Annotated in this window: 16 protein-coding genes and 1 tRNA gene; 13 read left to right on the plus strand and 4 right to left on the minus strand. The window is 68.5% G+C overall.

Annotated elements, in window-relative coordinates; translation table 11 throughout:
- Positions 1-57 precede the first annotated feature (57 nt).
- On the minus strand, positions 58-2,343 hold the full coding sequence (gene priA, locus EP7_RS27180) for a replication restart helicase PriA (RefSeq protein WP_463525397.1): 2,286 nt from the start codon (positions 2,341-2,343) through the stop codon (positions 58-60).
- A 171-nt stretch (positions 2,344-2,514) separates the two neighbouring features.
- Here priA and nadD point away from each other — a divergent pair, with 171 nt between their 5' ends.
- Together nadD and EP7_RS27190 are read left to right on the plus strand one after the other, a co-directional pair.
- Positions 2,515-3,111 carry a nicotinate-nucleotide adenylyltransferase gene (nadD, locus tag EP7_RS27185; protein WP_463525398.1) on the plus strand — a complete coding sequence of 199 codons (597 nt, stop codon included), beginning with the start codon at positions 2,515-2,517 and terminating at the stop codon, positions 3,109-3,111.
- 441 nt (positions 3,112-3,552) lie between these two features.
- The gene (locus EP7_RS27190) at positions 3,553-4,257 is read left to right on the plus strand and encodes a CAP domain-containing protein (protein ID WP_463525399.1); all 705 of its coding nucleotides are present in this window, start codon (positions 3,553-3,555) and stop codon (positions 4,255-4,257) included.
- A gap of 919 nt (positions 4,258-5,176) precedes the next feature.
- On the opposite strand, the gene EP7_RS27195 is transcribed toward EP7_RS27190, so the two are convergent.
- Positions 5,177-5,764, minus strand: coding sequence for a hypothetical protein (locus EP7_RS27195; protein WP_463525400.1), 588 nt, complete (start codon positions 5,762-5,764; stop codon positions 5,177-5,179).
- Between the two features lie 262 nt (positions 5,765-6,026).
- Between EP7_RS27195 and EP7_RS27200 the strand changes: the two genes are divergently transcribed.
- Both EP7_RS27200 and EP7_RS27205 read left to right on the plus strand, forming a co-directional pair.
- Positions 6,027-7,097, plus strand: coding sequence for a diguanylate cyclase domain-containing protein (locus EP7_RS27200; RefSeq protein ID WP_463525401.1), 1,071 nt, complete (start codon positions 6,027-6,029; stop codon positions 7,095-7,097).
- A gap of 397 nt (positions 7,098-7,494) precedes the next feature.
- Positions 7,495-8,961, plus strand: coding sequence for a cellulase family glycosylhydrolase (locus EP7_RS27205; RefSeq protein WP_463525402.1), 1,467 nt, complete (start codon positions 7,495-7,497; stop codon positions 8,959-8,961).
- Between the two features lie 474 nt (positions 8,962-9,435).
- Here EP7_RS27205 and EP7_RS27210 read toward each other — a convergent pair whose 3' ends face one another.
- A complete protein-coding gene (locus EP7_RS27210; protein WP_463525403.1) occupies positions 9,436-11,727 on the minus strand; it encodes a discoidin domain-containing protein in 2,292 nt (763 codons plus the stop codon).
- A 326-nt stretch (positions 11,728-12,053) separates the two neighbouring features.
- Positions 12,054-13,580: a pyruvate kinase gene (gene pyk / locus EP7_RS27215; RefSeq protein ID WP_463525404.1), complete on the minus strand. Its 1,527-nt coding sequence runs from the start codon at positions 13,578-13,580 to the stop codon at positions 12,054-12,056.
- A 523-nt stretch (positions 13,581-14,103) separates the two neighbouring features.
- Between pyk and EP7_RS27220 the strand changes: the two genes are divergently transcribed.
- The 9 genes from EP7_RS27220 to EP7_RS27260 all read left to right on the plus strand — a co-directional run bounded on the left by EP7_RS27220 (position 14,104) and on the right by EP7_RS27260 (position 26,848).
- Entirely contained in the window at positions 14,104-16,065 is a 1,962-nt protein-coding gene (locus EP7_RS27220; protein ID WP_463525405.1) for a hypothetical protein, read from the plus strand.
- Positions 16,066-16,446: 381 nt separating this feature from the next.
- Positions 16,447-17,685, plus strand: coding sequence for a hypothetical protein (locus tag EP7_RS27225; RefSeq protein ID WP_463525406.1), 1,239 nt, complete (start codon positions 16,447-16,449; stop codon positions 17,683-17,685).
- 381 nt (positions 17,686-18,066) lie between these two features.
- Positions 18,067-18,138 (plus strand) — tRNA-Ile (locus EP7_RS27230).
- Between the two features lie 171 nt (positions 18,139-18,309).
- A complete protein-coding gene (locus EP7_RS27235) occupies positions 18,310-19,233 on the plus strand; it encodes a hypothetical protein (RefSeq protein WP_463525407.1) in 924 nt (307 codons plus the stop codon).
- A 507-nt stretch (positions 19,234-19,740) separates the two neighbouring features.
- Entirely contained in the window at positions 19,741-20,808 is a 1,068-nt protein-coding gene (locus tag EP7_RS27240; protein ID WP_463525408.1) for a hypothetical protein, read from the plus strand.
- Positions 20,809-20,874: 66 nt separating this feature from the next.
- The gene (locus tag EP7_RS27245; RefSeq protein ID WP_463525409.1) at positions 20,875-21,615 is read left to right on the plus strand and encodes a hypothetical protein; all 741 of its coding nucleotides are present in this window, start codon (positions 20,875-20,877) and stop codon (positions 21,613-21,615) included.
- 157 nt (positions 21,616-21,772) lie between these two features.
- On the plus strand, positions 21,773-22,993 hold the full coding sequence (locus EP7_RS27250; RefSeq protein ID WP_463525410.1) for an alpha/beta hydrolase: 1,221 nt from the start codon (positions 21,773-21,775) through the stop codon (positions 22,991-22,993).
- An 89-nt stretch (positions 22,994-23,082) separates the two neighbouring features.
- Positions 23,083-25,392, plus strand: a complete 2,310-nt coding sequence (locus EP7_RS27255) for a TRAFAC clade GTPase domain-containing protein (RefSeq protein ID WP_463525411.1) — start codon at positions 23,083-23,085, stop codon at positions 25,390-25,392.
- A gap of 7 nt (positions 25,393-25,399) precedes the next feature.
- Positions 25,400-26,848 carry a hypothetical protein gene (locus EP7_RS27260; RefSeq protein WP_463525412.1) on the plus strand — a complete coding sequence of 483 codons (1,449 nt, stop codon included), beginning with the start codon at positions 25,400-25,402 and terminating at the stop codon, positions 26,846-26,848.
- The last annotated feature ends 41 nt before the right edge of the window (positions 26,849-26,889 follow it).

The raw sequence follows: 26,889 nt of genomic DNA on the forward strand, positions 1-26,889 counted from the left end.
CGATCGATCTAGCGATAATCGACCGGCGGGGCACAGAATCCGGCGCATTGACGGGCCCTAAAGCAGGCTGATCGGGTCGACGTCCACGGCCAGCTCGATGCCCGGCGGCGGTTCCATGGCCCCCACGCAGGCACGGAGCAGGTCTTGCAGCGGCCTTGGCCCGGCCGCCCGCAGCTTGAGATGGTGGCGGAAGAGGTTTTTGATCTTCTCCACCGGCGCCGGCGAAGGCCCCATCAGCTTGATCTGCCCCGGGGGCGAAGCATCCCGCAGGACCGTGGCCAGGCCGTCGAGGTAGTCGCGTACCGCGTGGTCATTCGGCCCGCGGGCGATCATCCGGACGAGTCGGCCGTAAGGGGGGAAGCCCCACTGCCTGCGGGAGGGCAACTCGCCGGCGACGAAGCCGAGGTAGTCGTGCGTCATGGCGCAGCGGATCGCCGGGACGTCGGGCGAATGAGTCTGGACGAGCACGCGCCCGCGGCGGTCGCCGCGCCCCGTGCGGCCGGCGACCTGCGCGACGAGCTGGAAGGTCCGCTCCGAGGCGCGGAAGTCGGGCAAATGCAGGCTGGTGTCGGCGTCGATGACCCCGACCAGGGTCACGTCGGGGAAGTCGAGCCCCTTGGCGATCATCTGGGTTCCCAGCAGGATGCGGACCTCGCCGGCTCGGAAGGCCGAGAGCACCTGCTCGTGGCTGCCCGGCGTGCGCATCGTGTCGGAGTCCATCCGCCGGATCGACTGGTCGGGGTGGAGCGTGCGAACCTCGCGCTCCAGCCGCTCGGTGCCGATGCCGCCGTAGAAGAGCGTGGAGGTCCGGCACGACGGGCAGGCGACGAGCCTGGGCCGCTCGGCGTCGCACATATGGCAGACGAGCAGTTGCCTCCCCTTGTGGAAGGTCATGGCGACGTCGCACGAGTCGCACTTCACCACGCCGCATTTCTGGCAGAGCGCGTAGGTGTTGAACCCGCGTCGGTTCAGCAGCAGGATCACCTGGCCGCCGTCGTCCAGGGCCTCGGTCATCGCCGTGCGCAGGGGCTGGCTCAGGGCGCCGTCTCGCATGGGCTCGCTCCGCATGTCGATGAGCGCGACCTCGGGCATGGGCCGGTCGGCCACTCGCCTGGAGAGCGTGACCTTCCTGAACCGGCCGAGCTCGGCGTTCTGCCAGGTCTCCAGCGCGGGGGTGGCCGAGCCGAGGATCACCGGGATCCCCAGCGCCTGGGCCCGCTTCACGGCGACGTCCCGTGCGTGGTAGCGGGGGACAGACTCCTGCTTGAACGTCGATTCATGCTCCTCGTCGATGACGATCAGGCCGAGCCGCCGCGCCGGGGCGAAGACGGCCGATCGGGCACCGACGACGACCTGGATCTCGCCGGCCGCGATGCTCTTCCAGTGCCGGTGGCGCTCGGCGTCCGAGAGGTGACTGTGCAGGACCGCCACGCGCGGGAACCGCCGCTTGAACCGGCGGATCGTCTGCGGGGTCAGGCTGATCTCGGGGACCAGGACGATCGCCTCCATGCCTCGGGCCACCACACGCTCGATGGCGCTGAGGTAGACCTCGGTTTTGCCGCTGCCGGTGACGCCGTGCAGCAGGTAGGTGGCGAAGCCCCCCCCGGACAGCGCCGGCTCCAGGTTGCGCAGGGCCTCGGCCTGCTCGTCGGTGAGCGCCGGCGGTGCGGGCGATCCGCCGGTGGTGTCGCCCTCGGCGGCCGTCGCCGGGGGGAGCCGACGCTTGACGGTGTGGATCAGGCCACGCTTGCGCAAGGCGATCACCGGCCCGGTGGTGCAGCGGCCTCTGCGGCAGGCGTCGGCCAGGGTCAAGGGCCCCTCGGCGGCCAGCAAGATCGCCAGGACCTCCGACTGCTTGGGCGGGAGCCCCTCGGGGATGCCCGCCAGGCGGACCTCCTCGGGCACCGTCAGGCAGGTCCAGACGCGCGTGCCGGCCTGCTTCTTCACCCCCGCGGGCACGACGGCGTCGAGCGCCTGGCCCCAGGAGCAGGCGTAATAGCCGGCCATCCAGCGGGTCAGCTCGAGCATCGGGGCGTCGATCAGGGGAGGGTCGTCCAGGACCTCCAGCACATCCTTGACCCGGCCGGGCTCGAGCCCGTCGGGGGCCAGGTCGGACAGGCTGACGCAGTAGCCGACCGTCGGGGTATCGCCCCGGCCCAGGGGGACTCGGACCCGCTGCCCGGGGCAGATCGCGTGCACTAGGCCGGCCGGCACCCGGTAGGAATAGGCCGTGTCCAGCGGGCGGTTGAAGACCACCCCGGCGAACGGGCCGCCGGCCGCGCGCAAGGGCACCTCGTCGACGCCGAACCATGCCCCTTGGTGTTTGCCGTTGACAGAACTCATGATCCGGCCCTAACGTCCGACGTTCGGGCCCCGGCCTCCCCCCCTTCGCCCCGTGCCGGGCTGGCCGGGGTCACGCGACTCAGTCTAGCATTGCACGTTTGTCCAGACAATTCCGGCCGGGGCCCCGTGGGAGGGGCGGCCATTGGTCCTTAGCCTGAGGTCGAGCCCTCGATGCGACTGGGAGTCTTCGGCGGGACATTCGACCCGATCCACCTGGGGCACCTGATCCTGGCCGAGTGGTGCCGCGAGGCCTGCGAGCTCGACGAGGTCTGGTTCGTCGTGGCCGGCGCCCCGCCTCACAAGCCGCCGGGCGGCCGGACGCCGGTGGCCGACCGGCTGGAGATGGTCCGGATTGCCGTGGCCGGCAACCCCGCGTTCTCGGTCTCCGAGATCGAGGCCCACACCCCCGGGCCTCATTACAGTGTGCAGACCCTGGAGACGATCCGGCTTGCCCGGCCGGATGACGACCTATTTTTCCTGATCGGTGGAGACAGCCTGGTCGACCTGCCCGGCTGGCGTCAGCCGGGGCGGATCGCCGAGCTGGCGACCCTCGTGGCGGTCAATCGGCCGGGTGCCGACCTGCCGCCGACTCCCCCCGGGCTCGGGCCTGGCGACAGGCCGATCGTGCATGTCAGCATCCCGCCGATCGGCATCGCCTCCAGCGACCTCAGGCGCCGCATGGGGCAAGGCAAGGGGATCCGCTATCAGGTCCCGCGCGGGGTCGAGGCGTACATTCATGCCCACCGGCTGTACGGCGTGGGCCGCTGAATATCCGGAATTTTAGCCATTTCGGCCCGATTTGGGCCCGCTCGAACGCACCTGCGGACCCATGCACGCATCCCGCGTTCGCATCATCCCGGCATATCGACGAAGGACACGGAACCGGAACAGAACCATAGTTTTGAGATCCAGATCGGCGGAAATCAGACAGACTATTCAACCCATTTCCGCACGCTGACCCGACCGAAAAGGCCAAATTAGTTTGCCCAGATTCTCCAAATTTGGACTTGCAATCGAAGTTCGACGGGGGCAAGGTGGCTCCGACGACGCGTGACTCTCGGGGGAACCGGGACGGTCACCTTGCTCGCCCAGGACAGGCGGATCGCTTCACGGATTGAGGCAGAAGGTCGAGCGTTCCCTCGAAGCTGCCCATGACTTGGCTCGCAAAGTTTGCAGCCGGGCCGCGTCGGGTCGAGGGAGTTCTGGACGTTGCCACTTCGCACCAATGACCTGCCACGTCGCCGTATCGGCTTTTCTGCCCTATCTCTTATCGCGACGACGGTGGCCATCGGGCTGCTGGCCATGGGGGCGAACGATGCCTCCGCCCAGGCGGTGACCTACCGCTACGCAGGCCAGCCTGCCGCCCAGTACGTCTATCCGGCTCAGACGCAGCAACCGACGTACTACACCTACCCGGCGGCCCAACCCGCGCAGCCGGCCTATTATTACTATCCCGCGGCCCAGCAGCCGGTGGCCCAGCAAGCCCCCGCCCAGGCCGTGCAAACCTACGTCGCGGCCAAGCCGGCCACCTACCAGACGCAGGCCCAGCCCGCTGCCGCACCGGCAGTCGCGGCGGCCCCGGCGCCGGCAGCTGCGACCCAACCGTCGGGCGACTCGTACGGATTCACCAACTGGCTGAATTCGACCCGAGCCTCCTACGGCCTGGGCCCCGTCGGCTATGACCCCAACCTGGAAGCGTGGGCGGCCGCCAACAACGGCCAGCAGAACGCCCGGGGCATGGGCCATCACGTCATGGGACCCGCCCGCAGGCAGAACTCCGCGATGGGCAATTACGCCTCCATCGGGGCCATGTGGATGGCCTCCCCGGCGCACCGGGCGGCCTTGCTCGACCCGACGATCACCGCCATCGGCCTCGCCGGTGCCGGGGCGTACTGGACCTTCAACGCCTACTGACCGATCCCCCGCGGATTGCTCAGCCGACCGATCGCCCGAGCCGCCGGCCCGGACCGATCGCAGCCCTTCCACGCGCCCACCCCCCATCGCCGCCCGGACCGTCGACACGGCGAACTCTCCCCCCCGGCGAATCGACGCCGGGGCGGGGAGCGGGCCTCGCCCCTCCCCTAACCTTCCCATCTCTCGCTTGCCGCTTCCCACCCGCCGCGCACCGCTGGCAGGTCAACGCCGGGCCTGACTCCCGGCCCCCTCGCCTCGAATTGCCAAAGAACCCCCTCGCCCCATCTGCCGCTCACCCGCCTGCATCGCCCTTCAAACGCCCTCATTGGCTTCGTTCTGCGCCCGTTGAATGGCTTCGTTTCGCACAGATCAGAATCAATTCGGCGGCTGACCTGTTACAACTCGAGATTGGACCATCGCTTACGCCCACAATGGGTTCGTTTTGCCGCAGCTCAATGGCTTCGTTTCGTTACGAGCCTGGAAATTCGATCCTTCACACAATGAGAGCATGCAAATACAAGCGATGATCGCCGTCACCTGCCGTTGAATGAACGACGCGGTGTTGAACACTAGAACAACAAAGCCGCAAGATCAAGACGATCGTTCTCAACATGAAATTCGTAAGACATGAGAGAATCGTGACAGGCTCGGGACTGAACTTTCCTGATGACTTTTGTCAGAGATAGGTGCAAGGCCGGTCGTCAACGGCTTTAGCTGTCCTATCAGTTGCAATTGCGAAACAAAACCGGCAGGAATTCTGGCGAAGATTGCCAGTGTGCCGACGAATGGCCAGGCTTAACTTGGCCCGCGAGAGACGTGGGACGGGCACCTGCAATTTTCCCTGAGCCGGTCCCTTTTCCCGCGCCACCCGGGCGAAGAGCGCTCCGGGCGAAATCCGTCGGCGTCAAACCTCGTCCCGTCAGGGCAGGAAGAGGTTGTCGCGGATCTTGGCGAGGATGGCCCGTTCGAGGAGCGGGTCTCGGCCTCGGGGGATCCACTGGACGGAGAGGGGAACGGGGCCGACGATTTCCCGGGAGCGATTGACGGGGAAGTCGTTGCTGAAGACGGCCCGGCCGGCGTTCTGGCGGTCGGGCTTGATGAGGTCTTCCAGCTCCTTGAAGACCTCGACCTTGACGGCGAATCCGCCGGCGGGGGCGGGCTTGACCGTGACGATGGCGAAGCGGCGGATGGTCTGGAGGCTGGACTCGAACCGCTCGCGGAAGCCGACGGAGTCGCCCGACCAGGGTTCCAGCAGGGTGGCGCCGGCCTTGGGCTGGGTGACGATCTTGCCGGAGAGGCGGTTCTCGCTGGCGATGTCGAAGTACTCGTCGACGCTGGCGACGGCCGCCTTCCAGGTGGTCTCGAAGTCGGACGAGGGGGCGACGATGGGGTTGTCCGAGGCGGGGCGCATGTTGGCCCCCATCAGGCCGCAACCGGGCAGGCAGAGGGAGAGCGGAAGCAGCAGGGCCAGCGCGGCGGGCGCGAGGCGCGGGGGGCGCGTGCGCATGACGGGAGTCCTTTCCGGTCCGCGGCGAGCTGGGTGGCCTCGCCCGGTCAAGTTCGCCGCGATCGGCCCATCCATGGGCGCACCCGGGGTAGAGCGGCGGGGCCGTTCCTGCCAGGGCGCCGGGCATGTTGATGATTTTTCGTCGCGCGGGCAAGGTCAAACGCGTGCGGACGTCGCCGACGTGACCTAGGTTTGCCCTTGAGATGGCGGGAGGCGGGGCCCGCCCGACGCTGCGGGAGGACTCAAGCCGAATCGAGGACCGATGATCGACATCCAGACGCAGCGACCAGGATCGGGCGACCCGGCCGAGGGCAGGCCCGCGTACCGCAGCGCCATCCATCGCGTGGCCGACCGGATCGGGCTGTCGCGGCGAACCCGCGACGTCTCCGAGACCGAGCACATGATGGCCGACTTCGCCGGGGTGCTAACCTCAGTGCGCGACTGCGGCGAGCTGGCCGCGGGCCTGGCCAGGGTGGCCCAGGGGATGGTCGGCGGCTGGGCGAGCGCGACCCTGACGCGCGGCGAGGGGGCCTTCCGCGTGTCGTCCGTCTGGCCGCCGCCCGACCCGCCCCTGGCCTCGACGACGCGGACGGCACCGGCCACCGTGGCGGAGACCCAGAACGCCCCGACCGCCGAGCGGCTGCAATTCCCGCTGGCCATCCGGGGCCGGACCTACGGCAAGCTGACCGTCGAGCCGAGCCCCTCCTTCCATGCGAGCCCCGAGGTGATCGCCCGGCTGAAGACCCTGGCCACACTGGCCGCGGCGGCCATGGCCGGCACGCCCGGGCGCGCCGCGGGGAGGATCGACGGCGAGACGCCCGAGGTCACCGACAGCGTGTTCGAACTGGTGCTGTCGCCGATGCTCGTGCAGTCGGACCGCCGGCACGAGCCGGCGACGCTCTTCTACGTCCAGATCGACCTGCTCGACGCGATCCGACAATTGAACGGGCCCGCGGTGGCCGACGAGGCCGTCCGCCGTGCGGAGACGGCGGTACGCACCGCGCTGCGGGCGAGCGACATCGTGATGAGGCTGCCCGATGGCCGGGTCGCCGCCATCCTGCCCAACGCCTCGGCCGCCGACAGCCAGACGGTGGCCAACGCCGTGCGTGCGCTGGTGTCCAAGGCCAACGGCCACCGGGAGGACATGCCGGCCCTGACGGTGACCGTCGGCGTGGCCAGCTACCCCGAATGCGCCCACGACGCCCAGGCCCTGCACATGGCCGCGATCGTGGCCCTGGATCGGTCGAAAGTCCTGGGACGCGACCGCGTGCAGTGCGCCCCGCGCGTCAACCAAGGCATCCAGCCCGGCGCCGCGATGAGTTCGGCCGGCTGAGCGCCTTCTCATGCGCGCGGGCGTCGGTCTCCCCGCGCAGACTGCGCAATGGCTTGCCACCCGGGGATGCCAGCTCGTGGCCGCCCCGCGTGGGGGTTCGACCTTGGGCGAGCTTCATCGCCGGGTCGGGAACGGGTGGGCAGCCATCCAACCTACCCTTTCCTTCCAGGCCCGCTGATCGCGCGGGAATCGAGGTCCGAACGCGACCCATCGGCATTCTGATTGCCATCCTTTGAGGGTGACGGGCCGGCGCGGGGCGGATTGCGGTCGCCGCACGCCTCGCAGGCCATCGTTCTCGGCGGTCCCCGTCGACTCGTCTCCCCCCAAAGGGTGTCTCCTCGCCGGCCGCAGCCCTCCCGCGGCGTAGGCGAGGCGACCAGAGGCAAACAGGCATCGCATGTCAGATGACTTCGCCCGCGGTCCGATTCAGACGCCGAGCGTCCGGCACGCCCGCCTGTCCGACTTCCTCATGGTGCTCGCGATCGGCCTCGCGGCATCTTGCGGCGAGGCCAACGGGCAGCAGCCTGGCGACCTGGTGCCGACCTTGCGGGCGGAGGGGCGGCATTTTGTCGACGGGTCGGGCCGGGTGGTCTTGCTGCGCGGGGCGAACCTGTCGGGCACGTCCAAGGTCCCCCCGTTCGTCCCGCTGACCGACACGATCCACCTGGATCGGATGGCGGCGCTGGGGATGAACGCGGTGCGGCTGATCTTCATCTGGGAGGCGTATGAGCCCTGCCCGGGCGAGTATCGAGAAGACTACCTCGACCAGATGCGGGGGATCGCCGAGGCGGCCTGGGCTCGCGGGCTGCACGTGATCGTCGACTTCCACCAGGACGGGTTCTCGCGGTATGCGTCGCATGGGGCCGGGGATGGGTTTCCGGCCTGGGCCGTCTCGCCACGCGGCCGGCTCTCCACACCGGACAATAATCCGAGCCGCAAGAACTGGCCGATCCTGATGGCCACCGACCCGACGACGTACCGGTCGTTCCACGACTTCTTCGGCGACCGCAACGGCGTCAGGACCCGATTCCTGGCGATGGTCGGGCGGGTGGCGGCGGGGTTCTCAAGCAACCCCGGGGTGATCGGCTACGACGTCCTGAACGAGCCCTGGGGCAACGAGCGTCGCGAGCTTCTGCCGCTGTATCGCGATGCGGCGGCCTCGATCCGGTCGGCACACCCCTGGGCCATCCTCTTCTTCGAGGGGCAGTTGACGACGAACGCGGGGTACCAGTCGAACCTGCCACGCCCTGAGGTGGGCAATGCGGCCTACGCCCCGCATTACTATCTGCCGGCGACGATCGTGCTGAACGGCTGGATGTCTCGGACCGGGCCCATCGACCGGGCCTTCGCCAACATGGAGGCGAAGGCCGAGGAGTGGTGCGCGCCCCTGTTTCTGGGCGAGTTCGGCATCCAGGGGGATGCCACGAATGCCGGTGCGTACATGGATTATCTGCACGACCACCTCGACGCGAGGCTGGCCTCGGGCACGCAGTGGAACGTCACGCCGGGCTGGAACGCGATCGACAAGGACGGCTGGAACGGCGAGGACTTCAACATCATCGACCCGTCGGGGACGCTTCGGCCCAACTTCGTCTGGAGGCCCTATCCCAGGGCGGTCGCCGGCGTGCCGACCGAGTTCCGGTTCGATCGCGAGTCGGGCTGCCTGACCCTGTCATGGGACAGCCGGCCCGAGCTGGGCGAGACCCTGGTGTACGCCCCCGCTCACCTGTTCCCCGGCGGGACAACCCTGACGGTCGACGGCGACCCGCAGGCCGTCGTCACACTCGACCAGGTCCGGCAGCAAATCTCGGTGCGTTGCTCCCGGCCGGGCCCGGTCCGCCTGCGTGCCGGCGCCGGGGCCTGAATCCAGAAGGCCTACCGGCCTCGTTCAAGCCATTTTGGCCACCTCGATACATCAATAAAATGAGTGCCCACTTTGATCGCGTACCAGTTCGATCGACGCACGTTGCGGACACCCGTCGGGGTCGCGGTCGTGTTGCTTGTGTACGCGATCTGGCGAGGCGATTGGCTCGCTCTCGCGGGATTGCCTCTGATCTATCTCGGATGGGTTGGATGCGCCGCGAACTTGAACCTCGCCGACGGGTGCATGCCGGCCTTGGCCACGTTGATCGCCTTCAGCATCGGAATGGGGCTCGGTTCGACAGGACTCATCGCCGCCGCGATTGCGTGTGCCGTAACCTGGAGCGGAGCTTCCCTGGAGTCGGCCGTGCGCTGCCAGCCGATCGATGCCGAGGGCGCCAGGGAGAGTTCCGCCACGACGTCGAGCCCGGACGATCGCGAACAACGTGCTTAAACGTCGCGGGAAGTGACGGGGGCCTCAGGCGATGCCGTAGATCTTGAGGTCGTAGAGGGAATAGTTGGAAGCGGGGCCGGGGGCGGTGGCGTAGATCCGGACGTACCGGCCGCTGCCCGAGAGCCCGGACTGGTCGGTGTAGCCGGCGCTGGAGTTGCCGGTGATCGAGCGGATGGTGGTCCAGTTCTGGGCGTCGTTGCTGACCTGGATCTGATAGTTCACGGCGTAGGCGGCCTCCCAGATCAGGGACACCTCGCTGATCTTGTAGGTCGCGCCGAGGTCGACGTAGATCCAGGCGTTCTTCGTCGGCTGCATCCACTGGCCGCTGGACCAGCGGGTGGACGAGTTGCCGTCGACGGCGAGGTTGGCGCCGTAGCCGGCCCCCTCGACGCTCGACGCGTAGGTGGCCTTGTTGCGGGATAGCTCGGTGGGCTGCGGGCCGGCGGGGATGACGACCTGCGCGCCGTCTGAGGGGCCGAACAGGCGGAACTCGGCGAGCTGGATGATCGAGTCGCCGTTGCTGGCGATGTTGTCCAGCCGGTAGATCCGGTACGCCGTCGCGTTGCTGAAGCTGTACGTCCGGGTCCCCAGGCTCGACGTGTTCGCCTGGTTCGTCTGAGTATCAAGCGTCGTCCAGCTCACCCCGTCGTTCGAACCCTTCAACGACCAGCTCTTCGGAGCCCGGCCGGGGTAGCTCGACGTGTCGGAGGCACTCGTCAGCGTGTACTGATCAATGACGTAGGCCGAGGCGCCGGCGAACTGGTACTGCAACCAGCTGCTGCCGGAGAAGTCGAGCCACTTCGTCGACGCGTTGTTGTCGAGCGCCTTGGCGCGGCCTTCGCCGGTGCCGTTGTCCCCTCGGGCGGAGACGACGATGTCGGGCACGGCGGTGCGGTCGACCCGAACGCCGGTGGCCACGGGGACCGACGATGGGCCGCGGAGCCGGACTTCGGCCAGCTGGATGATCGAGTCGCCGTTGCTGGCGATGTTGTCCAGCCGGTAGATCCGGTACGCCGTCGCGTTGCTGAAGCTGTACGTCCGGGTCCCCAGGCTCGACGTGTTCGCCTGGTTCGTCTGAGTATCAAGCGTCGTCCAGCTCACCCCGTCGTTCGAACCCTTCAACGACCAGCTCTTCGGAGCCCGGCCGGGATAGCTCGACGTGTCGGAGGCACTGGTGATGGAATATTGATCGATGACGTAGGAGGTGTTGCCGGCGAACTGGTACTGGAGCCAGCTGACGCCGGAGAAGTCGAGCCACTTCGTGGACGCTTTGTTGTCGAAGGCGGATGCCCTGCCCTCTCCCGGGCCGTTGTCGCCGCGCGAGGTGACGATGCCGCCGGCCAGGGCGGTGCGGTCGGCGTAGGGGGTGCTGAGATTGAGCGAGGCGACGGCGCCTGCGGGGTTGAGGTTGCCGCCGGTGGACGACCAGGCGCCGACCGACTGAGCGTGGGGCTGGACGGTCTGCTTGAGCAGGGTAGCGCGGCGTGCGGCCGACCACGACGGGGTGAGCGCGGCGATGGTGCCTGCGACGCCCGAAGTGTAGCCGGCCGAGTAGGAGGTGGCGCCCGAGGAGTTGGACAGGGCGCCGAAGTCGACGTGCACGGCCCCGTAATTGGAGGGCGCCGACAGGTTGCCCAGCGAGTCGACGGCGGCGGCGACCAGGACATTGCCGGGCGAAGTGCCCAGGCCGTTCAGGCTGGAATCATCGGCCCAGGCGGGCATGATGTAGGCGCCGCTTGCGTCGATGTCCTGCCCGCCCTGGCTGGAGCCGAAGCCGTTGTTGCCCGGGGCGGTGACGACCAGGGCGCCTCGCGCCTCGGCGTACTGGATGGCCTGCGAGAGCGAGGAGTCGGAGTGGGGGTCGGAGGAGTCGACCAGGTACATGTCGCTGTTGAACGTGATGATGCTGATATTGATGACATCGGCGCCATGGTCGGCGGCCCAGTAGACGCCGCGGACGATGGCCGTGGGGCTGATCGAGCTGCCGCCGGCGGTGACCCGGATGGGCATGATCTTGACGTCTGCGGAGCCCGCGCCGGGCTGGGCCTTGGTGTCGAGGATGCCCCGGATGATGTTGTCGGCGACGGTGGAGCCGTGGCCGTGCTGGAGGCTGGTGTCCTGGACGACCGAGTTCCCGGCCTGCGCAGCGGTCTGCTTGGCGTTGGCGTCGTAGGCGGCGGTGAAGTCGTAGTACGGGTAGTCGGCCGGGTCGGACAGGTCGACGCCGGTGTCGATCAGGGCGACGAGCGCGGGGACGGCGCGTGTCTCGAGCCACTCGAGGCTCGGCCTTCTCTTACGGGGTGTCGTTCGTCGCACGTGGGGCACCTCGTCGTTGGCTCGCGGTCGTCCTCGTTCGCCCGCCCGCGTCGACGGCGCCGTGGACGCGGGATGGGCGGGTCGCCTGCCCGAGCATAGCACCGCAAATGGTCAAGCCGATGGGGCCATTGAGGCGATAGCACCCTGGCCCCAGCAGAATCGATTCGATCGAACCTGGAATTGGACCGCGGGACGGGACGCAGGGGTCGCGACGGATCGCCGGTGATGCGGCCTGTCGCGGTCAACGGCGTCGCGCAAGCGGGAGCCGGCGGAATGGCCTCGTTCGCGTGGATCGGGCCGTCATTCCCATCAACGATCCGATCCGGTCAGATCACGTCGACGAGCAGGGCATTGTGGACGGTGGTGCTGGGGAGCCAGCCCCGGACGAGCACGACGCAGTCGCCCTTCTCGACGAGGTTGCGGGCCTTGGCCCAGTCGATGGCCACTTTCATGGCATGCTGGCCGTCGACGATCCCGGGGACGTGCAGCGCGGTGACCCCCCAGAAGAGACCCATGGCGCGAGCATTCTCGAGGGTGTCGGCCAGGGCGATGGTGGGAGTGGCGTGCCTGAGCTTGGAGAGGGTCAGGGCGGTGCGGCCCGAGCGGGTGGCCACGACCAGCAGCGCCGCGTCGAGCCTGCGGCTGACCAGGCTGGCGGCCTCGGCGAGCGCCTCGGTGATGGGTGTGATCTTGCTGGACGCGCTGGGCCCGTCCTCGATGGCGTCGGCGAGGACCAGGTTGGCATTGCTCGGGATGGCGTTGGCCGGAGAGGCGTAGGCGGGGGTGTGGTCGCGGGCGCCGTACTCGCCCGAGAAGAGGTGGCGTTCGGCCTCGGTGACGATCCGGCTCATCGTCGAGGCGGCCTCGACGGGGTAGAGGCCGGCGGCGGTCTCGCCGGAGAGCATCACCGCGTCAGTTCCGTCGAGCACGGCGTTGAAGACGTCGGTGGCCTCGGCGCGGGTGGGGCGGCTCGACTGCTCCATGCTGTTGAGCATCTGGGTGGCGGTGATGACCGGCACCCGGGCCCGGTGGCAGGCGGAGATGATCTGCTTCTGGATGGCCGGCACGCGGGCCACGTCCATCTCGACGCCGAGGTCGCCGCGGGCCACCATCACGGCATCGGAGACGGCGATGATCGACGCCAGGTTGTCGACCGCCTCGGGCTTCTCGATCTTGGCGATGATGCGCGCGTGGCAGCCGCGCGCGGCCAGCTCGGCACGCAGGCGGGTCACGTCCTCGGCGCGGCGGACGAAGGAGAGGCCGACGTACTCGACCTGGTGCGCGGCGGTCCAGTCGAGGTCGAGGAGGTCCTTGGGGGTGAGGGCCTCGACCTTGAGCGCGGCGCCGGGGAGGTTGATCCCCTGCTTGGTCTTGATAATGCCGGCCAGGGTGACCGACAGCTTGACGCGGCCGGGCTCGGCGGCCGTGACGATCATCGCCACGGCGCCGTCGGCGAACAGTAGGGGGTCGCCCACCTTCAGGTCGTCGGGCAGCTCTCGATAGGTGCAGGTGAGCTGCCTGGGATCGTCCTCGGTGCGGTCGCGGACCAGGGTGAAGACGTCATTCAGGGCACAGACGACGGAGTCTCCCGGGATCACCCCGAGGCGGATCTTGGGGCCGCCGAGGTCCTGGAGCACCGGAATGAGGCGGTCGGCCGCGGCGGAGGCGTCGCGGATGCGGGCGAGGGTCTCGGTGTGGTCGTCGTGGGTGCCGTGAGAGAAGTTCAGGCGGAAGACGTCGACACCGACATTGATGAGCTCGCCCAGGGTCTCCGGGCTGCGCGAGGCTGGCCCGACCGTGGCCACGATCTTCGTCCGCACCCTGGCAAACGGCTCGGCCAATCGGATGGTCAAGGGAGTTAGCTCCGGTCGTCGAGAGGCAGAGGGCGCGAGGTGAGGTGGGGAGAGGGACCCGGGGCCCGCGCATCGCGCCCCGGATCCCTGGCACGTTAGCAAAATCGCAACGCCGACGCCCAGTCCGTCGCGGACCGGCAGGAGCAACGGGCCTGGCGATCGGGCACGAGGCCGAGCCCGCAAGACTTGAGCAATCGCACCATCTTGTGAATTTGGTCGCAAATTGGTCGACAATTTCGTGTCCCGGCCGCCGATCTACTCTAAAGATGATGGCCCCCACGCCCCTCGAGAGACCGGGCGGTCGGCCGGATGCCGAATTGACGGCCGAGCGAGGGTATCGGACAATCGCGGGGGCCGCCCAAGGAGAGGACGAAGCCCGACTGGGCCTCGCCCCCCCCCGAGAGACCCCGGCGACGGCCGGTTCGAGCACGACCCGGGCCCGGCTCGTTCGACCGACATCCTTGCTTCGCACCGACTTGCATTGCTGGGCCCTTTGAACTTTCGATTCCATGGGACCCGCTCGATGAAGCGATTGTTCGCCGTCGTCGCCCTGCTGGCCGCCCTCGGCGTGCTGTCGAAGCTCGCCTTGAAGGGATCCCCGGGTCACTCCGGGAACGGGTCCATGGCGGGCGATGGAGCTCGAAGCCCCGGCCTGGACGCCCCGGCGGCCCCGGATGACGGGGCCTCGCTGCGGGCCAGGTACGCCGGCACCAAGAGCCAAGGGCTGGTCGACCGGACCTGGGACAAGTACCGCCAGACGGCCCTCGCGGTCGAGCGGACCGACGGGATCGAGGGGCTCGCCCTGCTGGACCGCCTCGACTTGGAAGCGATCTTCCTCTACGAGAAATACCCCAAGGAGTTCCGTCGCCTGCGAGACGCCCTGGACGGCGACGCAGCGGCCGACCTGCTGCTGCACTGGCGCGAATACTTCGGGCTGAAGCGGGCCGACGAGACCGACCGCTCGATCCTGATCTCCGAGATCGCTCACCTCAGCCCCGCCCAGCGCAGGGCGGCGTCCAAATATCCGGCGGCGCTCCCGCTGATCCTGGCCGAGCCGACCGGCGTCACCGAGCTGATCACGCGCAAGCAGGGCGAGCCCAAGGAGTTGGGCGATTCGCTGATGCTGCTCGACTTCATCAGCCTGGAACCGGGCTCCGCAGGCCTGCGGGCGGCCCTGCGCACACTGGACACGCACGGGCCGCTGGCGATCGAGGCGTTCCGCAAGCGAGGCATGGAAGGGTTCGCCCTGGTCAAGCTTTACGGCGAAACGCTCCTCGCCCTCGACGACGCCATGCCGCTGGACCAGGCCCTAATCGTCCTGCGTGTGAACGCCGACTATGTCGACCAGCTAAGTCGGACCCTGCGGCCCGAGGCCCTGGCCGGCCACCTCCGGCACGTCGCCGCGGCCGGCCTGACCGAGCTTGTCGGGGGCAGCCCCGACGCCCTCCGCCTGGTCGTCGAGCACGGCGCCATGGGCGAAAAGGCCCTGCGCCAGGCGGGCCCCGACGCCGCCGACGTCGTTTACGGCGACTACGCCGACGACACCCTGAGAAACCGGGCCGTCGAGGCCCTGGCCGTGCACGGCACGATGGCCCTCGCGATGCTGGACAAGTACGCCATCGATCCCGACTTCCGCGAGATCCTCCGCGACCACGGTGCCGCCGTCATCCCCCCCCTGGCCCGCGCCGACGCCGGCCCCGAGACCCTCGCCTATTTGCGGTCGAAGACCGACCGGACGCTGACGGAAAATCTAGCGCGTTCGGTGCTAGCGGTCTCGGGCGAGAACGGCCAGGCGACGATCCGCCTGATCAAGAAGGACGGCCTGGAGCGGGTGGCCGAGCTGGACCAGTCCGGCGTCGAGTTCCGCCAGTTCCTGCCCCTCTACGACCTGCTCCACCTGGGCTCGGTCCTGGTCCGGGGCCATTCCCCCACGACCGGCGAACTCTCCTTCGCCTTGATGGACGGGGCCTTCGTGGTCGTCGACGTCCTGAGCCTAGCCGCCATCCAGCCCGAAGGGGCCGTCGCCGCCGAGGCCGCGAGGGCCGAGGTAAAGGTCGCCGTGAGAGAGGCGGCCAAGACCGTCGGTCGGGAAGCCGCCGAGCAAGCCGGCGAGGTCGCCACCAAGGCCCTCGGCCGCAAGGGTGCCGAGACCACCGCCGGCCAGCTCTCGAAGTGGTGGGCCGTGCGGATGGCCGGGGGAACCTACAAGGTCCTCCGCCGCCTCCCCGAGGCCCTGCCCCGCATGACCCTCCTCGAAGTGGCCGACCTCGGCCGCCCCCTCTGCGAAAAAGCCGGGATGAAGCTGAGCACCTGGGCTCCCCGCCGCCTCCTCACTTCCACCGGCGAGACCCTCCTCGCCATCCCCCCCGCCAGCGGCCTCAGCTACCTGGCCAAGCAAGGCGCCATGGCCGGCGTGGGCGTGGTCGGGTTCCAGAAGATGGAAGAGCACCTGGCCAGCCGCAGGCCGCAGCAATCGGCCGACTGAACACTCGCCGCGTCCCACGATCCCGGCGGGATCTTCCGAGTCCGCCCCCGACTGGCGCGAACTCGGCATCAACGTGGCGGGGCGAGGTACGCACCGACGTTCATCATCCAACCACGCGATCCTCCGCCCTTCCACGCCTGACCGCCGGCGGGGTGCCGCCCCATTTGAATCCCCGTTGGCGAGCGGCTCGCATTTCCGTGCGTCGATGGGACTCGCTCACGCCGAAATTCTCGGGCTGGCGAAGCTTGGCATTGAAGTCCCGAGTAACTCGGGACCGATGAGTAACGCATTGTTATCGGTGCGAGCGCCAACACGGTTCGATGGATCGGGCCTGAGCAATTCCACAGGAGGAGTTGTTCTTCATATGAAAGCACTCCTTTCATGTCCGATCTCGCCCGCCGCACGTCAGGCCGCATTCGGCCCTCGCTGGGCCAACTGGAAACGCTCGAGTCGCGGAACCTGCTCAGCGTCCTGATCAATGCCCAGCCGACTCTCCAGGTCGAGCGGTCTCCGGGCGTCAGACCCTATGGGCAGGGTGAGTTCGCGGTCACGCAGAAATCGGTCATCCATGTCAGGGGTGTGGCTCAGCCGCCCCAGGGGCTGGATGTCACCGTGTCGATTTATGCCCAGGACAGCCAGGGCCAGATCATCAACGGCGGCCTTCCGCTCGCCACAGTCAGGCCGAATAGCCTCGGCCAGTACAAGGCCTCGTTCCAGCTGCCGAGCCTGATCCGCAAGGACACGAACACGCTCGTCGCGTTCGAGACGGCCTCCGGCTCGATCACCTCGAACCTGGCGATCAACGGCACGACGCTCTCCGGTCTCAACAGCAACCAGTCGATCAATGCCACCACGCTGACGAATTTCAGCGGCTCGCTGACGATTAACGCGGGCACGCTCACGAACCTGTCCGCCTCGATCGCCAACCCCAACGGCACGATCAGCAACCTGTCGGGGCAGTTCACGATCCCCGCGGGGACGACGGTCAGCGGGATCAGCGGGTCGACCGTCACGGCGGCGGGGACCACGCTGACGCTCACCGACGGAACCATCACGACGGTCGGCGGGACGCTCTCGGCTCTGGAGGGCACCCTGACCGTCCCGGCCGGAACTCCGGTCACCGTCGGGGCGACCCCAGGCACGATCGGCGCCATCAACGGCACCGTCTTGCTCGCCGGCGGAACGATCAGCGCATCGACCGGCACCTTGACGGGCCAGTCGGGCACACTCGGCGCATCGACCGGAACATTCGCACAGACAGGAAGCGGGACGCTCGGCGCCCTGATCGGCACCCTCAATGGTGGCGGCGGGCTGATCGGGGCGACGACCAGCACGCTGACTCAGACCGGTTCCGCCACCGAGAGCGGGCGGGGCGGGGCCGTGACGAATGGGTCGGGCACGATCAACCCGACAACGGGGACCGTGACCCAGGTTGGGACGGCCGCCATCGCCCCGACGACCGGCACGGCGACGACTCCCATCACCGAATATGCCGTCTCCAACCCGGTCGTCATCCGGATCCACGTCCCGCCGAATCTCGCCCGGGTCGCCGCGGTCCCGAGCCTCGCGAGACCGGCCCGGCCCGCCCTTCTCGGCCTGACTCGCGTTCGCCGACGTTAATGGCATTGGGGGCACCTCGCGAACCTCGGGCGCAGCGTCGCATCGAGAATATTCAACGGCTAGGTCGTGAGGTGCCCGCGACATTCCCCCGCCTCTACAACCCGGCAGCGTCAGGCCAGACGCGGTCTCCTTGCGACCGGATGGCCTGACGCTGCTGCGTCGCCGTGGTATCATTGACCGGTGGAACCTGGGCCAGTTCTCGCTCTTGAACCGAGGTAGGTACGATGGGGAAGGGCAATAACTCGCAGAGTAAGGAAACGAAGAAGCCGAAGAAGGGAACGCCCCCGAAGGCGACTCCCGTCAAGGCGACGCCGCCGCCCAAGAAGCCTTGATCAAGCCGTTCGGGTGCCGCCGGCCACCCTGCTGCTGCCGGTTTGCTTTGTAGGGGTGGAGTAGTAGGCAACTCGCCGGGCTAATCCCCCGGAGCCGTGGGTGCGAATCCCACCCCCTGCACTCGAGACTTCCCGGCCGATTTCGAGGCCTTGGCCCCGAGAGAAATTCACGGGACTGAATGTGATTGATTGCAGCCTTGACGGGGATCATGAAGTCGTTAGATTGCCGGACTTTTGTCGCGACTGATCGTCGAAGAGTACGCATCGGGCGGAGCCCGGGAGTGCCGCAGGGATGCTCACCGATTGTTCATATCGATGGGCCTCGCTGGCCCTCGGGCTCGGTGTCTGCCTCGCGTCAGAGGGCTCCGCGGCAAGCGGCGCCGCGATCTCGACCTGGTCCGGCGCATCCGCCACGGCCGGGGCGACGACTGAGACTGGTGCGACCGCATCGGCGTCCGACGCCTGGTCTCGGAAGGTCGAATATCGCGGTGCTTACGACTACGGGAGTATTGGCGGACGTTTCGTCAATGCCTCCGGCAAGGCTTCCGCCGCCGCCGGCGGCTCACCCGACAATCTCCTTTCCGTAGACACACACGCGTATGCCGAGAACCCCGGCACGATCGAAGGGACGAGCGTCCACGGCGGAGCCGCCACGGCCTCGGCCCGGTGGAGTGGAGATTTCTTGACCATCTCGCCGCCGCAGGGGATGGCGATCCCCGACTCAGTCCAGCTCCATTTCGGAATTGAATTCAACCGTCAATCCGATCAAGGCAATTTTTGGAATGAATATTTTCGCTTCGGACCGGCCACGGTTGTGGCGAACGAGAAGACGTTCAATCTCCGTGACTATTGGCGGGATACAGAATTACCCAGATTCGACTCCGCCGGTCCCGACTCCCCGGTCGGCCGCTTTCACATTGATTTGCCCGTGAACGCTGCGGGCCTGAGTGCACCGTTCTCACTCTCACTTGAAGCCTCATCCTTTGCGGTGGCGCACAGCAACGATCGAGGCGACGTCGATCACAGGCTCCGCCTGAGCCTGCTCGGGGTGACTCTCGCTGACGGGACTTCCCTGGGCTCGCTCGGCTATCAGGTCTCCTTCGCCTCGGGGCTCTCCTCGCCCGAGCCCGTCCCGGAGCCCGCCTCCGTCGCCATCTGGACACTTGGCGCAGCGGCGTGCATCGTGGCCGCGCGTCGCCGGAAGCAGTGGAACTGATCAAACTCGCCGACGGTCGGAAGCATTGAGGTGGCATCGCCTGTCCCCGCTTCGACCTGGCTCTCACTCATCCGAAAACCGCGATTCGCCTTGTCTCGGCCATGCGGCTCCAGCGAGGTCTGGGTGGTTGGCGATAGAGAAAGTCGAGGGCTCGCACTCTCGAGCCTGCCGCGGGCGACTTCAGGCTGTAGAATTGATGGATGGACCGGGATCGAAGGCCCGGCACCCGTGTGAGGGGCGTCGACGATCGGGATTTGTTTGCCTTCGAGCTTGGCGTACCATGTCAGGCAAGAAGAGCGACCGCCGCACGCATCGTCTCCGGTTGCCTCGCAGCCGGGATTGAGGGCCGGCCTGGTCGGATTCTGCCAGAGAATGAGCGGCCCCGGGCGAAGACATGAAGGGGCCGATCCGCCGCAACTGGCCGACAACGGCCCCCTTCCGCCAGCGCTTGCACGAATCCAAACGGCCGGCCCGAGACGAACCGAGCCCGAATCGAGGACCGTCACGATGTTCGATCATGCTCAGAAAAGTCGCTGGGGCCGGATGTTCACGATCTTCGTCGTCGGTCTCCTGGCCATGGTGGTCCCGATCCCGCGATCGGTGCGAAGGTCGTTGCGAAGGACTTACCGTTCCCAGCTCCTCGTCGCCAGCCTCCTGATCTCGCTCGTTCCAATCGGAACGGCGCAGGCGGGCAAGGTAGGCTGGCTGGATGACGTGGTCCAGGAAGTCGTCCGCGAGGCCAAGGCCGGCGGGCGGGTGGCGGCCCGGGGTGGAGACGGCGCGACGGCCTCGACAAAGGCGGCGGGACGACTGTTCGCCGGCGAGGCGGGCGAGAGCCTGGAGAGCCTTGCCCGGCGTCATGACGACATCGCCCGGTTCGGCCGCTCCGCCGAGCCCGCGTCCGACGTCCTGATGCAGACCCGGTTCGCACGCCTGCTGAAGCCCGAGCCCGAGATGGTCCGGACCTTCGCGGCCCTGAGCCCGGCCGAGCGGAGGCTGGTCGTCGAGGTGGGCGAGGCCGCCCAGCGCCTGGCCCTGCGATATCCGGGACAGGCCGACACCATGATCCGGGCCCTGGGCACCGAAGGGCTCTCGGCCGTGCGGGTTTATGGCGACGACGTGGCCGAGGTGATTGTGAAGGAAGGGCCAGGCTCGGTCGACGTCCTTCGCAAGACGGGCCGAGGGGGCTGGAAGTTCTTCACCGAGACCGTGCTTCCCAATAAAGGGAAGCTGGCCGCAGCGGGTGTGCTGGCGGCGTTCCTGGCCGCCCCCGACAAGTTCGTGGACACCGCCGGACGCGTGACCGAGTACGCCGTGGCCGAGTTTGCCAAGGCAGGGCTGAGCCTGGGCGGTGCGGCCACGCGCGGGCTGGAGTCGGCCGTGGGGAGCACCCTGGCCGCCTACGGCCTGAACTTCGCCGCGGCGCGATATCTGGGCATGGGCCTTGCCGGCTGCGTGATCGTGCTGGCCACGATGGTGCTCATCGGCCTGCCCGTGGCCTGGGCCCTCCGCCCGTTCACCGGCCTGGCTCGCCTGGCCAGCGCGCCGTTCCGTCGGTCGGTGCGGGTGGGATGAGCAGATGAGGATCGTCGGGGCGAAACCTGTCCGCCCTGACCTCGCCCGAGGGAGGGGAGCGTAGCCATGCCCACCGAACTTCGGCCTTCCGGTCGGACGGCGATCTCCGTCCGATGCCTGAATCCGAGGAGCAAGATTTCGGTGGGCTCGGGGACGGTCTACGTCGACGGCCGGAGGGTCGGCCTCACGATCGCGGGCAAGGATCGGGCGTTCCGGGTCCGGCCTGGCATTCACACGGTCGAGGTGCGATATGGGATGTCGCGGTCGAACGAGGTGGACCTGAAGCTGGCCCCCGGCGATCAGGCGGCGCTCGCCTTCAAGCTGGGCGGAGGCTCTCGGCCGATGTTCGGCTCGGTGAGCGCTCTGTCGTGCTACATGGCGTTGCTGCCGATCCTCGTGGGGCTTGCCTACGCGGCGCGTGAGCCCTGGGGGAATCTTGTCCCTGCCGTGTTGAACGCGACCACGTTCACGCAGGCCATGATGCCCTGGCTCTATTACGTCGCCCCGGGGTTGTCGTCCTGGACGGTCCTGGCGCTGCTCCTCAACCTGGTCTGGCTAGCTGGCCTGCCGCTGGTCTTGCTCAATCGGGGGCCGGGCACCGGGGAGTTGCTGCGCCAGGTGCTGGGCGGTGGCGAGATCATCCTGAAGCAGGAAGACCGGCTGGCGAGCCTCTCGCCGATCGACCTGATGGTGACCGATCCGGGGCCGACGCCGGAGGATCATCTGAGCTTGCAGGCCGCGAGGAACGCACGGGCGACGTTGCGTAGCGTGCAGCGGCCGGCATCGCGGGATGAACCGGCCGAATAATCAGGGGGACTTACCCGGTGCTGGCGATCACGCGGACGGATCCGTTGAAGCCAGGGGTGGGTGGATCCGGCGGCGGAGCTCCCATCTGGATCATGAGGTAGAGTTGCCGATTCCCCCGGATTCCCCGGGAGATCCGCCAACATTCCCGGGGACTAGGATGGTCTGGACGAGGCTGATCCCTGGACCCGGGCCCGGTTTGGTGGCGGCGCTGATGTTGATTACGTCGGCGGGGTGTGCCTCGCCCGGGGTGCGTGCGGCCGGGGGAGACACGCAGGAATCCAAGGGCTTCCTCCTCTTCGCCAACAACGGCAAGGTGCCCGAGCTGGAAGTGCCGAGGCTGAAGGGGCCGGACGACGTGGCGCCCGGGAAGGCGGGGGCGGAGTCGACCGGGGTGGAGACCTGGATGGTCCACACCCGCGCTTCCGAGCAGACGACCCACTCGGATTTCTGGCGGACGATGGACGTCTCCCAGATCGATCCGGCCGGGGGTGCGCCCAAGCCCGCCCCTGCCAGAACCCTCCTCAATTTGATGGCGGGGCGGACGGTCGTCATCCTGGTGCACGGCAACAACTACTCGTATGAGGCGTCGACCCGCGAGGCGCTGCGGGTGCGGGACGAGCTGGCCGGCGGCGGCGGGTTCACTTCGGATGCCCTGTTCCTGATCTTCGACTGGCCGAGCGAGCGATTGCGCCCGGGCCTCGTCGGCGACCTGAACGAGAAGGCCCGGCGGTCGAGGATCGCCGGCTCGCACCTGGCGATGTTCCTGCGCGAGGCGCCTCCCGAGACGAAAGTCTGCCTAATGGGCCAGAGCGACGGCGGGCGTGTGGTGCTCACCACGCTGCACTTGCTCTCGGGGGCTGAACTCCCCAAGTTCTTGAAGGAACCCGCGATCCAGCTGGAATCGGGCCGCTCCGACCTCCACATGCGTGTCGTGACGCTGGAAGCCGCCGTCGGCCACCACTGGATGAACCCCGGCGAGCGGCTTCAGCACGCGGTGGGGATGACCGAGGGTTGGCTGAATCTCTTCAATCGCTTCGACTACGCGCTCGCGGTTTATGGCCTGGGTCAGTACACGGGAGTGAGGTCGGCACTCGGCCGTAGCGGCCTGCGGCCGGATGACTTGCGCAAGCTGGGGGATCAGACCTGCCTGATCGAGCAGATGGAGCTGCACTCCATCGGCGGACTCCGCCACCTGATCTATGTCGAGGCATTGTCCGACCCCGAGGTGCTCCAGAGAGTCACGCGATACACGTCGTGGGCCCCGGTGCCCGTCGACCCGGGAGGCAAACCTTCGCAGCCCAGCGGCGGGTCGGTCGACTCCGGCGGACCTGGGTCCGACCTGACGCCGATCTTCGAAGGGATGCCCAATCTTCGCTAGACGCGAACGAACCGATGGGGGGATGATGGGGCGGGCGAAGGTGTCTGCGCCCGGGTGGTGGACGAGGCCGAAGGAGTAGGACCCGTCGCATGTCGAACCGGCGCAAGGCCCATCTCGACGCGTTGGAAGCCCGGCTGACCGGGCCCAGGCGCATCGCCCTCTTCGGCCACCGGGACGTGGGCAAGACGACCCTGCTGGCGATGTTCTACCGCCAGGCGTCGACGGGCCAGATCCCGGGGCTCAGGCTGGCGGCCGTCGACGCCACCAGCGCCGAATACCTGGCCGAGAAGATCGCGCAGATCGAGTCGGGCGAGCCCCCCGCCGGCACCCTGGCCGAGACCGAGCTGCGTCTACGGCTCTACCACGGCCGGGCGCGGTTCGACCTGATCGTGCGGGACTACCAGGGGGAGCACGTCACCCTGGGCTCCGACGAGCCGATCCAGGCCTTCTTCGCCGAGTGCGACGCCGTGCTGCTCTGCCTCGACCCCGAGGGGCCCGCCAGCCCGGCCGAGCGCCGGCGGCGGCAGCAGGAGGTGGAGAACCTCCTGGAACGGTACATCGAGAAGTCCGACGACGCCACCACCGACCGGCCGGTCGCCCTGGTCCTGACCAAGTTCGACCGCGTTCCCTACCGGGACGAGGGTGACGGCGCGGTGGTCGAGCACCTGGTCGAGGCCCGCTACGGGATGACCCGGCACTTGCTGAGCACCCACGCCCCCCGCAGCGCCATGTTCGCCGTCAGCTCCTACGGCCACGGCGCCGTCGGCGGCCGGCCCCCCGCCGAGCTTCACCCGATGGGCCTGGAAGGCCCCCTGGTCTGGCTGGCCGAACAACTCGAGGCCGGCGACCACGAACGCCTGGAATGGCTCTGGGACCTGGCCCCCGACGACCTCCCCAGGCTAAGCCGGTGCGTCGCCTCCTACGAGCAACGCTACCCGCGCTCCGAGCGGCTCGACACGCTGCACTCAAAGCTGGCCACGCTCAGGCGGCGACGCAATCGTCGGGTCGGGGCCAGGCTGGTGCTCGCACTGGGGCTCCTCGTCGCTGGCGTGGCGGGATACGACGCCCTGGGGTTCCAGGCAGCCTCGACCTTCGAGCGAAATCATGCGGCCCCCGCGGTGGCCAAGCGCTGGGAAGACCTGATCGCCTGGCATCCGTCGATGGGCGTCTTCTGGCCGTCCTACTCGAGGCGGGCCGAGCGCAAGCTTGCCGAATGGCGGGTGAAGGCCGCTGACGTCCGCGAGACGGTCGGGGCTCCCGACCCCGGCCTGACCGAGCAGCTTACCAGGCTGAAGGTGCAGTCGCCCGATCTCGCCCCGGCAATCAAGAAGGTGGAGGAACGCCGCAGCCAGGCCGAGCACGACGCACGCTGGAAGGCCCTGAAGGCCGACGCACTGGCCGCGGCCGATCAGCCCGAGAAGCCGATGGACCTGGCGCGTGCCTTCCTGAGGGAGTTCCCCGACTCGGCCCACAAGGATGAAGCCCTGGCCCTGATCAACTCGATGCGCAGCAAGGTGGACGACCGCGCCGCGCTGGAGGAGCGCGACCTGATCGACGACCTGGTCCGCGCGTCGAAGCTGCCCAATGCCGACCTGGCCGACGTGATCGCCCGCGCCCAGATCTTCATGAGCGAGCACCCGCGCAGCCGCTGGCGGGGCGAGGCCAACGACCTCCTTGAGCGGTCGGTCAAGCAGGTGGACGACCGCGACATCGAGCGAGCCCGCCAGTTCTCGCGCGACCACCGCACCAGCTTCGCCGCGCGAATCGAGCGCTATGACGACTACCTGAAGGCCCACCGCGACGGCGGCCAGTCGATCAGCGAGGCCACCGAAGCCAAGAACCGGATCCTGGCCGAGTGGGACGCCTATTCTTACAGGCTGGCCTACGACCATTGGGTCGCCCACCCCGACGACGCCGCCGAGGTGGCCACCCGACTGCGGTCCTATCTGCAAGACCACCCCGACGGGCATTACACCCGGGACGCCCAGACGTTCGTCACCTGGTGGGAGAAGGTCATCGCGCCCGGGCAATATCGGGTGACCCTGAAGTGGGGCGAGTTCCCCCCCGAGGTCGGCAAGAACCTGGCCGTCGTCCTCGAGGTCGCCGGCGTGACGCACGGACCTTCGCCGGTGATCCCCAATACCTTGCGGCCGATCTGGCAGTATACGTTCCCTCGGCCGATCACCTGGAAGCTGGGCGACCCCGTGACCATCAAGGTGGTGCGCGACGTCGGCTGGTTCTCCAGCAATCTGAAGCCCCTGATCACCTTGCAGACCCCCAAGGGGGATGCGCTCGGGATGCGGCTTCTGACCGGTCCGATCAAGCCCTCACGCGGCGGGAAGACGACCTTGGTCTTCGAGTCCGACTTCGCCATCCCGCGCCTGACCCGACCGGATTGAGCCCAACATGACCCGGGACGTCGAGCAGGAGCCCGCCCCGGAACAGGGCGACGCGGTGATTTCACCCCCTCGGCGGGGCCAGGGCCAGGTCGTCGAGTTCGAGCAGGCGGTCTACGGCAACTTCGGGTTCTGGGATAAGGGTTATGCCCTGCTGGGGCACTCCCCCGGATGCAGGCCCGAGTGGCTGGCCGATTTCAAGGGGGCCTGCCAGCGGTTTGGCGAGGCCACGGGCGGGCCCCTTCCCGCCGACGCCCTCTTTGCGTTGCGCCTGCCGAGCGGCACCTGGGCGGTAGTTGGCGTGACGCCGCAAGGAGACGACGACCGTGGACGGCCCGGCGCCCTGGCCTTCCACGGCCTTTTTCTGGCGGCGTCCGAATATCGCAAGGTGGGCTTCGACCCGTTTGCCCTGGCCGGAGCGCTCAGGTGTGATTGGGGCGTGCAGCATGCGGCCCTGCCACGCGGGAGAGTTATCGCGGAAGCCGGCGACGCGACGACCGCCGACGCGGATGCCCTCTGGGTCGCACGCTGGCTGGCCTGGGGACGGCGTGTGGTCCTCGAGTCGTCGACGCCCATCGAACCGCTCGCCAGGCGTGCCTGGGCCTCGCTGCCGGCGCGGACACGCAAGCGGAAGTCGCTGGCGACGCTGGCGTTCAGCAACGCGGGCAGGTTCGACCTGCTGGCCGTGCCCAAGCTGGCCGGCGTGACGCTCGACCCGTCCTATCTGGTGATGGAGCCCGGTCAGGTTGGGCTGAGGCTCGAGCCGCCGCCGCGGCCCTGGTCCAGCCGCAGGCGCGTCGGCCTGGCGGCCGGTCTTGTGGCGCTGGCGTTCGTCGGGGTGGCACTGGCCTGGCTGGCGGCCGCCCCACGCACCGTGCCCGAAGCCCCCGAGCCCATCCCGGTGCCCGTCATGCCCCGCGTCGATGTCCGGCCGGCCCCCCCAACGGCAGCCCCGGCACCCGACGACGATCGGAGGGCGGCCGAGGCGCTGGACTCGCTGGCCGGACGGCTGGGGGTCGACACCGGGCCGGGCCTCGACACCCGGGTCGCCCGTCTGGCCGATCGGCTCGATTACCGCGGGCCCCTGCTGGACGACGAGGAGCTGGCCGCGCTTGCGGCCGAGCCGACCGACTCGGAGAGTGCCAGGCGCGAGCGTGACCTGGCCCTTGCCTGGCACGCGCACCTGCTCCGGTTCCGCCACGACGAGCCCTGGGCCACCGGCGACGGCCGAGAATCCGCCACCCAGCAGGCCGAGCGGCTCGCACGCTGGGCCGGCGCCGCCCCGGGCGAGCCCGAGACGTCGGGCGAGACCGTCCCACGCACCGCGGCCGAGCGGGCGGTCGACGCGGTGGCCCGTCACATCGCGTCACCGGTCGCCGTACATCCCAGCCCGCTGTCGCCCCGCTATCCGGCGCTCCGCGATTACGTCCGATTCCTCTCCAGGCTCCCCCGTCGCTGAGTTGTGAAGGGGCGGTGCGGCCGTTATCGTGAAGCAATGCC

The sequence above is a fragment of the Isosphaeraceae bacterium EP7 genome (genome assembly GCA_038400315.1).
Classification (GTDB): Bacteria; Planctomycetota; Planctomycetia; order Isosphaerales; family Isosphaeraceae; genus EP7.